Below are 10,498 nucleotides of genomic sequence, written 5' to 3' on the forward strand. Positions count from 1 at the left end.
CGGCTCAGGCCCGCTGGAAGAACTCCACCTCCGCGAGGGCGATGTGCCGGCCGCCGGACACCCCGACGGGGGCGCCGAGCGTCAGCCGGACGCTCGTGACGTGGCTGATGCCGAGGGGGAAGGTCTGGGATCCGGGCTTGTCGCTCAGGTCCAGCTCCCGCCGGGTCACCTGCCCGTCGTCCGCGACGGCCGCCATCTCCACCTTGAGGGCGCGGCCCTGCCGGAAGTACTCCTCGGCCGACTTCGAGGCGCCGTTGGTCAGGATCAGGTCGACCAGCCGGAACGGCTTGCCGAAGGTGTAGGTCACGGAGGCGCCGGATCCCGGCACCGCCCAGTAGCGGTTGGCGAGCCCGTCCGTCGTCCGGTCCGCCGCGTGCCCCGGCAACTGGGCGGTGGCCGTCACCCGGGCCGGGGTCACCGCCGTGGCCTTGCCCAGCTTGTCCCGGGTGTCCTCGATCAGGGCCCGGCCGGCCGGGAGCAGCAGGAACCCGGCCGCGCACAGGGCCAGCAGCACGGCGAGCACGACCAGCAGCCGCGCCAGCCGGCCCGAGTTCGACCGGGTACGCCGCCGGCGGAACGGCCAGACGGTACGCCACCACGGCAGCGGAGCCGGCGCCGCCACCACGGCCAGGGGCGCCGCACAGCGCCGGCAGAACCGGCGGTGCGGCGGGTTGAGCGTCCGGCACACCGGGCACGGCACCCCGGCGGTGTCCTCGTCGGCCGCGACGGGCCGGACCACCGGCCGGGCGGCGACCGCCTTGGCGGGTTTGACGGGGAGGGGGGCCGTCGGGGGAGCGACCGGGCTCGGGTGGGTCGGGGGTGGTGGGTCGGCGGCCGGGGCGTCCTGCGAAGCCGCGGCTCCGGTGCCGGACGGCGCGTCCGCCACGGAGGGGCTGGAGTGGCCGGAGTGGTCGGCGGGCGTTGATGGGACTGCCGGGCCCGCACCGGTGTCGGTGGCGGCCGGTCCGGTTGCCGGGCGCCTGATGCGGTGGCGCCACGGGGGACGTGCCGGGGCCGGGTCTCCGGCGGCCGTGCCCACACCGGTGCCGGGTGCTGTGTGCGCGCCCTGGACGGTCGTGCGGTGTGCCGGGTCGCCGGGGTCCGGTACGGAGGGACCGGACTGGTCGGCGGGAGCTGACGGGACTGCCGGGCCCGCACCGGAGTCGGCGGTGGCCGGTCCGGTTGCCGGGCGCCTGACGCGGTGGCGCCACGGGGGGCGTGCCGGGACCGGGTCTCCGGCGGCCGTGCCCACACCGGTGCCGGGTGCTGTGTGCGCGCCCTGGACGGTCGTGCGGAGTGCCGGGTCGCCGGGGTCCGGTACGGGCGCGTCCGGGCCACCGTCCTCGGCCGGGTCCGGGGCGGCCGGGGCCGGTGCCGTAACGGGCGCGCCGCTGTCGGGAACCGAGGCCGAGGGGGACGTGGGGGCGCCGGGGCCCCCGGACGCGGCGCCGGTGCCAGGGGCGGTCGGCTCCGGGGCCGCCGTAGGCACATCGGGGAACGGACGGCCGAAGCGGGACGCCCGGTCGGACGTCTCGTCGGACCAGCCAAGGTAGCTCCCGCAGTTGCCGCAGAAGTCGTCCGTGGCCTCGTTGGACGCCCCGCAGGCGGGACACTCGCGCATGACGTCATCCTCCTTCACCGGCGGGCGGTCCGGGCAGGACCTCCACCCGGTACCCGATGTGTACGGGGCACAGGTCCCGGACGAGTTCGCGCACCCGGTCCGCGTCGACCGTCGCCGCCCGGTCCGGCCAGACCCGGACGACGAACTCGGCGGCCGGCGCGGGCGGCAGCTCCGCGCCGGACTCCCGCGACCAGACCGCGCCACCGTCCCCGCCGATGTCCGCGCCCACCCCGAGGACCAGCCGCAGCGCCTCCACCAGACCGCGCTTCGTGCCCCGCCGGCGGTGCAGTTCCATGGCCCGGACCGCGGCCTCGCGGCGCAACTCCTCCGGCCAGCGCCGGTCGTGGACCCCGCCGACCCACGAGGCGAGCCAGCCCAGGAAGTCGGCCGGCGCCACCCGGGGGTCCAGATACGCGGGCAGGCTGTCGAGCGTGGCGAACACCGGCGCGAGGACCGTGTCCAGGCCGGCGGTGAACCGCTGGGCGAAGTCGTCCTCGGCGTACAGGGCGGGCAGTTGCTCCCCGATGGGGTACCGGCTGGGCAGCCCGGGGACCGCGGCGCGGCTCATCCGTGTCCCTCCGACTCCGTGGCGACGACGACCACTTGGTGCTGGTACGAGAAGACGAGCGTGCCGGTGCCGATGTCGATGCGGTCGGCGGGGGCGCCGCGTCGGCCGGTGACCGGATCGGCGGCGAACAGCCGGATGTCCTCCACCAGCACGTCACCGACGGCGCGTTGCAGCACGCCGAAGACCTCCCCGTACTGCACCGGCCGCCCGAACGGCCAGCCGGTCCCGTCGGGGCCGCCGTGCAGCGGGTTGAGGTGCCGGAACAGCGCAGCGAGGGCCGCGCCGCGCACCCGGTCCGTGTCGGCGGCCGGCGCGGTCAGCCGGGCCACCACCGTGACGCCCTGGTAGACCGGCGGCTCCACCACGAGCCGCGTACCGATCAGCCGCCGCTCGTCCAGGGCCTCGGTGATCGTGGCGAGCACCTGGTCCGAGGGGATCAACTGCTCGAAGCGGAGCCGGTCCCCGTCGTCCGCCACCGCGTCCGGCACCACCAGCACCCGTACCGCGCCCGGCTCGTCGGCGGCGGGCAGGCAGCGCACCCGGCGCACCGAAGGCGCCGCCTGCCGCGCGATGATCTCGTGGTCCTCGGCGGTCACCGCCCGCTCCTGGATGCGCAGCGCCTGCGGGGCGCGCAGCTTGGCGTTGTCGACGGTCTCGCCCGCGACCCCGCCGCGCGCCGCCTCCCGGTTGCCGACCCGGGCCACGTACGGCACCGAGCTGCGCAGCACGTTGATGGCGCCCCGGGCCACGTTGCCCGCGGGACCCCCGCCGGTGCGGTAGCGGGCCACCCGCACCTGAGCCCCCTTGGCCGGCACGGCGCCGCACGCGCGCAGGGTGCCGTCGGCCTCGCGCAGCACCGGCGGGAACGTGAACTCGCCCGTGGTGGCGTCGACCCGGACGTGCCGGTCCTCGGGGCCGGAGCGCCCGAAGTGGTCCACGACCCGCCAGCGCTGCCAGCCGTCGGCCGAGGACACCTCCACCACCGGCGGCTCGCCGTCGAGCAGCACCGGCGCCCGGTCCAGGCGGAACGTCTGCCCCGCCACCCCCTCCGAGGTGCCCAGCGGCACATCGCTCACCGTCTCGGCGTGCTCCACCGTCATCGTGCCCCCGATCGTGAACACGGCGGCCTCGCGCACCGTCGGGGACTCGGAGTAGAACGGCTGGCCGGGCTCCGCCTCGACGACCCGGCAGCGCAGCCAGCCCGCGCTGGTGCCGCCGATCACGGACGCCGTGTGCCCGGCCGGGACGTACACGACGACCTCGCCGGGGCGGTTCAGGCCGCCGGTGGTGTCCTCGCCGGTCTCGCAGCGCTGCCAGCGCCCGCCGTCCCACGCCTCCCACACCAGCGGCGGCTGGCGCGGGTCGACGCCGACCCCCTCGACCCGGCTGTCCAGGCGCACCGCCACCACACAGCGCGGCACCGCCGTCGGCAGCCCGAACAGCAGCGCGTCACCCGGTTCGGGGCGCGCCTGGAAGCAGGGCACGTCCAGGCCCTCGGCGAGCGCGCCGGTCCGGTCGCTCTGCTCGCCGCCGCGCGGCGCGCTCACCAGCCGGATCAACTCACTCGGCAGGATGCGCAGTTCGTCCGTGGTGGCGAACACCACGGCGTCCTCGTTCTCCCCGGTCTCCCCGGCCGCGGTCGTCACCTCGGTGCCCGCGGTCAGCGTCACGGTCTCGGGCTGCGGCGCCGACAGCCAGAAGTCCACCTCGGCACCGGCAGCCGACGGCGGGAACAGGCTGATGCCCAACAGGTCGAGGAACGCCAGGTAGTTCTTGTCCGGCACCCGGTTCAGCCGGTACAGCAACTGGTCCACCAGGTAGGCGAACGTCTCGATCAGGGTCACCCCGGGATCGGAGACGTTGTGGTCGGTCCACTCGGGCGCGCGCTGCTGCACATAGCGCTTCGCCTCGTCGACGAGCTGCTGGAAGCGCCGGTCGTCCAGGTTGGGGGAGGGCAGGACCATCAGTCGCCGACCGCTTCCTCGGCCCCCTCCTCGGAGGGGATCGTGTAGAAGGGAAAGACCAGGTTGCGCCGGTCGTTGGTGGTACGCACCGTGTAGTGCACGTCGATGTAGAGGGTGCCGGCGTCCACCGAGTCGAAGGCGACGACCACGTCGTCCACCGTGATCCGCGGCTCCCAGCGCTCCAGCGCCTCGCGCACCTGCTGGGCGACCCGCCCGGCGGTGTCGCCGTCACCGGGCGCGAACACGTAGTCGTGGATGCCGCAGCCGAACTCGGGCCGCATCGGCCGCTCTCCGGGCGCGGTGCCGAGGACGAGCCGGATGGCCTCCTCGATCTCCCGGCTCCGCTCGACCATGGCGATGCCCCCGGTGGGGCCCACCCGCATCGGGAACGCCCAGCCGCGTCCGATGAACCGCTCGCTCACAGCGCGCCTCCGATCTCCACGGTCAGATCGCCCATCACGATCTGCGCCCCGCACGCCGTCTTGTCGCGCATCCGCGCGGCGGGCAGCCCGCCGATCAGGACCGTGCCGGACGCGAGGCCGGCCGGGTCCGGGATGATCACGTTGCCCGGGCCGAGGGCCGCGTGCGGCACGATCGGGCAGACGTGCAGGCTGCCCACGACGGCGGCCGGGCGGCCACCGATCCACACGCTCTCCACCGCCACCGCGCTCGCGGGCGGCGGCGTGGTGATCCGGCCGCCGTGGGTGGTGGGGTCGCCGGTGCGGGCTGCGGCTGGCATGAAGGGCTCCTCAAGCTCGGTCGAACAGGTCGGTGGGCGGCGTCAGTTGATCCGGATGAGCTTCGCCTTGAGGATGCCGAGCAGCCCGCCGTCGACGGTGACCTCAGAGCGGCCGGCCACCCGCACCGCGCGGCCGGAGACGTCCACCCGGGACTGGCCCTCGACGACCACCCGGCGCCCCTTGAGGGTCACGGCGCCCCGCGGCGCGCTGAGCGTGATGTCGTTGCGGTCCATGACCAGGGAGGTGGCGACCTGCCCCGGGCTCCGGTACACGGTCACCTCGATCCGGTCCTTGCGGTCGTCCATCCGCACTTCGAGCCGTTTGTCGGCGGTCGCCAGCCGCAGCCCGGACGGGCCGGGCGCCGGCGCGTCCAGCAGCTCCACCCGGTGCCCCGAACGCGACACCACCGAACGGCGGTTGACCTTGCCGCTGGTCTTGTCGACGAGCGGCACGTCGTGCGGCGACGGGACGTCCACCCCGTTGTAGAGGCCGCCGATGACGTACGGGCTGTCCAACAGGCCCTGTTCGAACCCGACCAGCACCTCGTCGTTGACCTCGGGACTGACCACGCCGCCACCCCCCTTGCCGCCCCACTGCACCGTGCGCACCCAGTCGGTGACGTAGGTGTCGTCCAGCCAGGGGAACTTCAGCCGCACGGCGCCGCGTTCGGAGCGGTTCGGCTCGCGCACGTCCGTCACCACGCCGATGGCCAGACCGGGGACGCGCGGACCCCGGCCGGGCGCGTTGGCGCCGGTCACCAGGCCGGTCAGCGAGCGGTCCGGGCTCGCGCTCACCCACAGGGTCGTCCGGTAGCCGCCGTGCGGCTCCAGCACGTGCTGCACGGCCGTCGCCGTGTACCGCCCGGAGAACGCCGTACCCACGTTGCCGAGCGCGACCGGCTTGCCCGCCCGCAACGTCGGATTGCCGGTGGTGAGCGCCTCCAACTCGGCGAAACCCGAACTGACCTGCTCGGCCATGGCGCGGGCCGCCGCGGTCGTCTCGGCCTGGGTGCGGTACGGCGTGTCGGTGACGGTGAGCTGCGTCGCCTTGCCGAACCGCTTGACCGAGGCGGGGCTCAGACCCGGCACCACCGTGCCGCTGACCACGGACGCCTGCTCAGCGACCAGGGGCCGCTTGGTGGTGACGTCCCAGCCGCGCACCTGCACCTTCTGCGCCGCGTCGGCCGTCGACAGCGAGGCCCGCAGCGCCAGCAGGTTCCGCCCGTACTCCAGCACCAGCGGGCTGCGGGTCGCGGGCGTCGACGGCGCGGGCGCCCCGGACGCCTTCAGCGGGCGGGTGAACTGGAGCACGCCCTTGTCGTCGACGCGGACCTGCGCGCCGCTCTCGGCCGCCAGGTACTGGAGGAAGTCCCAGTCGGAGACGTTGGCCTGGGACAGCTGCTTGTGCGTCACGGCGGGCGCCTCCACCTTGCCGCAGGCCAGACCGGCCGCCGTGGCCACCTTGCGGACGATCGCCGCGGTCGTCATGTTCCGGTATGCCACCACCTTGCGGCCCCGCTGGAGCCGGTGCGCCTTGGAGTACGCCCGCACGACCGTGAAGGTGCCGGTGCTGTCCCGGTCCAGTTCGAGGGCCGTCACCTCACCGTTGAACAGCCGCTCCCGCGCCTGCCCCTTGACCGTGACCACCGACACGCGCAGCGGCGAGCCGATGGTGACGCCGGTCGCGGCCAGGAACTCGTGCTGCGGGTCCCGGTAGGTGAGCACCGCCGTGTCCGGCAGCCCCACGTTCTCGTCCACCACGCAGCTCACCAACTGCGTCGCCCAGACCGGCGGCAGTTCGCCGGGCGCCTCCACCACCGGGTCGGCCGCGAACGACCGGACGTCACCCGCTCCGGAACCGGTCACCGCTCCTCCTCGCCGCCGGCGTCCCGCAGGCCCGGCACCTCCAGCTCGGTGCCGGGCACCAGCGCCATCGGGTCGTCGATGCCGTTCGCCTCGGCGATGGTCCGCCAGGCCGTCGCGTCCCCGTACTCCCGCCAGGCCAGCATCGCCAGGCTGTCGCCCGCCACCACCGTGTGCGTACTGCGCGCCGTCCGCGCGCCGGAGGTGGGGTTCTGCCCCGGCGGGTCGACGCTCGCCTCCTCGATGGTCAGCGAACAGGTGGCCCGCAGCGGCTTCCCGTCCACGTCGAAGAGCGTGTACGACACCGACAGGCTGGACAGCACCCCGTCGAAGGACGTGGTCCGCGCGGTGCCCCACTCGAACCGCACCCAGGGACTCGCGGGCTTCTTGCGCCCGAGGCTCGCCGTGGTGGGCACGCACGCCTTCATCAGCTTCTCCACCGCCTGCTCCACGGAGTTGTCGTGCTTGGCGGTGGCGTCCAGGAACACGTCGAGGCTCAGCGTGCGCGGGCCGCTGCCGACGAACTCCGGCAGCGCGGACTCGCCGGCCATCCGGGCCGGGGACCGGCGCCACTCGGTGGACTTGCGCAGCTCCAGGGTCGACGGGTTGAACTGGAGGTCGAGCCGTGCGAGCGTGCCGCCGGGCCGGGCGCCGACCGAGGCGGGCGGTTCCTTCAGGGTCAGCTGGGCCCTGGCCCGGCTGGCGCGGACCGCTGGGGACATGGTGGTCGTTCCTCTCCGAGGCGGCGGGGGCGGTACGGGGCGGTGGGGTCGCTCAGGAGGGCACCAGACCCTCGTGGGCGATCTCCAGGGTCTCCACCGCCGGCTGCGAGCTGGCCGGATCGAACGACGGCCCCTGCCAGCGCACCGGCACGATCCCGTACACCTGCCAGCTGATGATCCGGCTCAGGTCGGGCCGCAGCGCGACGATCTCGCCGTCCTTCGGCTCGACCCGCCGCAGCGTCTCGTCCAGCCAGCGGCCGATCTTGGCCGTGTCGGCCGTCACGGGCCGGGTGAGCGTGATGTTCGTCCACGTCACCCGGCCCGGCAGCTGCCAGGTGAAGGCGTTGTTGCCGCCCTCGGCGTAGCTCTCCATCTCCACTTGGGCGCCCATGCCGGAACAGGTGTGGAAGGCGCCCAGGTCGTTGCCGCCGATGGCGAGCCGGAAGAACACGCTCGTCGCGAAGATGTTGTCCGTCATGCGTCCGTCCCTGCTGCGTCGTGCCTGGTGCGTCGTGCCTGGCGTGGGTCAGTGGTGTCCGTCCCGTGGTGTCCCTCAGCGGCGGCCGTCGAAGGGCCTGCCCGTACGTTCCCGGCCACGCCGTAACTCGGTGCGCAGCAGCCGGGACACCGGGTCGAGCAGCCGACGGGCCAGCTCGTCGAGGTCCGGTCCGGCATCCGGGGCCTGCGCCGGAGTGCGGGCCGGCTTGCCCCTGCCGCTCGTGGCGGCGGCGGCCTCCTGCGCCGGGGGCGCGCCGCTCGCGGGCGGCTCCGGGGCACGCTGGACGACACCGGGCACGGCCCGGACGGGCTTCGGTGGTGCGGGGGTGGCGGCCAAGGCGGGTTGTACGACAGCCGGTTGGGGATGCGGCCTCGACGGTGGTGGCGGCGGTGGCTGCGGCTGTGGGCCGGCCACGGGCAGTGGGGCGCGGGAGCCGGGGCCGGGTGTGCCGTACGGCGGGGTGACCGGGCGTACGACGCGGACGGGGGGCGCGGGGGAGGGGGCCGTGCGGCCGGGGCCGGGGAAGGCGGCGTCACTCGTGCGGGCGGGCCCGGAGGCGGGGGAAGCGGCTCCGCTCGTGGGGCCGGGCCCGGGGGCGGACGCGGCGTCACTCGTGGGGCCGGGCCCGGGAGCGGTGCGGGAAGCGCGCTGAACGGTCCGGCCCCCGGGGGCGGAGCCGGGGGCAGGGGCCACGCCGGGCCGTCCCTCGGCCGGCGTCTCACGGGCCCAGCGCGCCGCCACGACGGGGTGCCCGCCGGTACGGCGTGCCGGCGCGTCGGCGCCGTCCGCCGTGTGTGTGCTGAGGCGGAGGGGGCGTGCGGCCAGGAGCCGGGCGGCGGGAGCGGCGACCGGTGCCGTACCGCCGCCGACGGCCGGCCCGCCGACGGCCACCGCACGGGCGACGACCACGGGGAGGGGACCCGGGTGCCGGGGGGCGGGTGAGGCGCCGCCCGGGTGACCGGGTGCTCGTATGCCGGAAGTGCCGCTGGCCGACGCGGTGTCGGGCCCGTCGGGTGCCGGGGTGGGATCCGTTGCCGGGCGCCGCTGCACGAGGGCCCCGGGCGTACCGGTGACCGGCGTGCTCGCGGACACCGGGGGCGGCTCCGACGCGGGTGTGTCCGGCCCGACGGCACTGCCCAGCAGGGGCACCTGAGCGCGGGGCGCGTCCGCCGAGCGCTGCACGGGGGGCCGGGGGCGGGTGCGCGCCGCCGGTACGTCGGCGGTGGGCGGCAGCGAGGCGATCGGGGCTCCCAGACCGGTGCGGGTCCGGCGCGGGGACGGTTCACCGGGACGTGCCTCGGCCGCCTCGGCCGACCGGCTGTCCCGGGCTCCGTCCGTCCGGCTCTGTACGACGGGCAGCTCGGGGTCGTGCGTCGGGGCGGTGGCTGTGGCTCCGGCGGCGTGCGGGCTCACCGGCACGGCCGTCGGCGGGAGTTGGGCCAGCGGAGCGCCCAGGGGCGGACGGCTGCCCGGACGCGGTACGGCAGGACCGGCCCCCGTCCCAGGCGCCGGTGACCTGTCCGGCGTGCTGGTCGCGGGTGCCTCGGGACGTACGGCGGACAGACGGCGCACCGTCGGGCCCGGGCGCCGGGCGACGATCAGGGAGTGGCTCACGGCACTCGGGCGGACGGCCGGACGATCGGTGCCCCGGTCGGTCTCGGGTCCCGCTGAAGCGGCGGGGGCGGGGGGTGAACTCGCCGCCGAGCGAGATGCCTTGGCAGCGCGTGCGGCTCCGGGGGCGGCAGCGGCTCGCGGCGCGGACGGTTCCGTCCGGGCTCCAGGAGTGCTCGCGGTGGCGGCGGGCGACGCAGCCGATCCGAGCGGCGTCGCCGGGCCACGGCTGCCGGAGGTGACGGTCGGTGAGGTGGCGGCGCCTTCGTGTGGAGGCACCACCGTCACGCGCCGCACCAACGGTAGTTGGGGGACTGTCGCCTTGGGAACCTCGCCGGTCGCGCCACCCGCCCGCTGCACGGCAGGCGCGGCCGTATCCAGGACCGTGGGGAACGACTCGGAGCCGAGACCTGGCCGCGCCTTACCCGGCACCACCGCCGCGTCGCTGGCCCGCGAGGTACCGCGACTGCTTGCCGTACCGCCTGCGCCCGCGTCCTTAGGCTCCGGCGTCGGCTTGTCGCTCCCGGCGCTGTGAGAAGAGACCTCGCCGCTCGATCCGGCGTCCGCATCCGCAGGCGCAGAAGCCACGCCCCGCGATCCCGCTCCCGCTTCACCAGAGCCGGGCGGCGACGACGACGTACCCGACGACGACATATCCGATGACGGGCGTTCAGAGAGACGCCGTTGCACCAGCGGGACCTCCCGCTGCTCGGCGCCACCGCCACTGCCGCCGCTGCGGATACCACCGGCCGGGAGCACGTCCGGGCTGATCAACGGGTCTGCCGTAGTTGCCGGTTGACTCCGGCCGTCTTCCCGCCGCCCCGCCGAGGTGTGCGGCGCCCTGCCCCCGCCACCGGCCGACCGCGCCTCGTCCCGACCCGCCTGCCGTTCCCGACCCGAAGCCGTCCCCC

9 protein-coding genes are annotated in these 10,498 nt (G+C 75.6%); all 9 read right to left on the bottom strand.

What is annotated here, in order from left to right:
• Positions 1 to 4 precede the first annotated feature (4 nt).
• The 9 genes from NX794_RS31355 to NX794_RS31395 all read right to left on the bottom strand — a co-directional run bounded on the left by NX794_RS31355 (position 5) and on the right by NX794_RS31395 (position 8,312).
• Positions 5 to 1,621 carry a zinc ribbon domain-containing protein gene (locus NX794_RS31355; RefSeq protein WP_258782945.1) on the bottom strand — a complete coding sequence of 539 codons (1,617 nt, stop codon included), beginning with the start codon at positions 1,619 to 1,621 and terminating at the stop codon, positions 5 to 7.
• A gap of 4 nt (positions 1,622 to 1,625) precedes the next feature.
• Positions 1,626 to 2,189, bottom strand: a complete 564-nt coding sequence (locus NX794_RS31360; RefSeq protein WP_258782946.1) for a phage tail protein — start codon at positions 2,187 to 2,189, stop codon at positions 1,626 to 1,628.
• Positions 2,186 to 4,153: a putative baseplate assembly protein gene (locus NX794_RS31365; protein ID WP_258782947.1), complete on the bottom strand. Its 1,968-nt coding sequence runs from the start codon at positions 4,151 to 4,153 to the stop codon at positions 2,186 to 2,188. Before NX794_RS31365 ends, NX794_RS31360 begins: the two co-directional genes overlap by 4 nt.
• On the bottom strand, positions 4,153 to 4,536 hold the full coding sequence (locus tag NX794_RS31370) for a GPW/gp25 family protein (protein WP_258782955.1): 384 nt from the start codon (positions 4,534 to 4,536) through the stop codon (positions 4,153 to 4,155). Before NX794_RS31370 ends, NX794_RS31365 begins: the two co-directional genes overlap by 1 nt.
• Before the next feature lie 35 nt (positions 4,537 to 4,571).
• Positions 4,572 to 4,892: a PAAR domain-containing protein gene (locus NX794_RS31375; protein ID WP_258782949.1), complete on the bottom strand. Its 321-nt coding sequence runs from the start codon at positions 4,890 to 4,892 to the stop codon at positions 4,572 to 4,574.
• 42 nt (positions 4,893 to 4,934) lie between these two features.
• Entirely contained in the window at positions 4,935 to 6,758 is a 1,824-nt protein-coding gene (locus tag NX794_RS31380) for a VgrG-related protein (RefSeq protein WP_258782950.1), read from the bottom strand.
• Positions 6,755 to 7,477 (bottom strand): LysM peptidoglycan-binding domain-containing protein, encoded by a 723-nt coding sequence (locus tag NX794_RS31385; RefSeq protein WP_258782952.1) that lies wholly within the window; start codon positions 7,475 to 7,477, stop codon positions 6,755 to 6,757. The genes NX794_RS31380 and NX794_RS31385 overlap by 4 nt, the downstream gene beginning before the upstream one ends.
• Before the next feature lie 52 nt (positions 7,478 to 7,529).
• Positions 7,530 to 7,955 (bottom strand): phage tail protein, encoded by a 426-nt coding sequence (locus NX794_RS31390; RefSeq protein WP_258782953.1) that lies wholly within the window; start codon positions 7,953 to 7,955, stop codon positions 7,530 to 7,532.
• A gap of 75 nt (positions 7,956 to 8,030) precedes the next feature.
• Positions 8,031 to 8,312: a hypothetical protein gene (locus NX794_RS31395; RefSeq protein WP_258782956.1), complete on the bottom strand. Its 282-nt coding sequence runs from the start codon at positions 8,310 to 8,312 to the stop codon at positions 8,031 to 8,033.
• Positions 8,313 to 10,498: the final 2,186 nt, after the last annotated feature.

Origin of the sequence: Streptomyces pyxinicus (genome assembly GCF_024753135.1) — a bacterium.
Classification (GTDB): Bacteria; Actinomycetota; Actinomycetes; order Streptomycetales; family Streptomycetaceae; genus Streptomyces; species Streptomyces pyxinicus.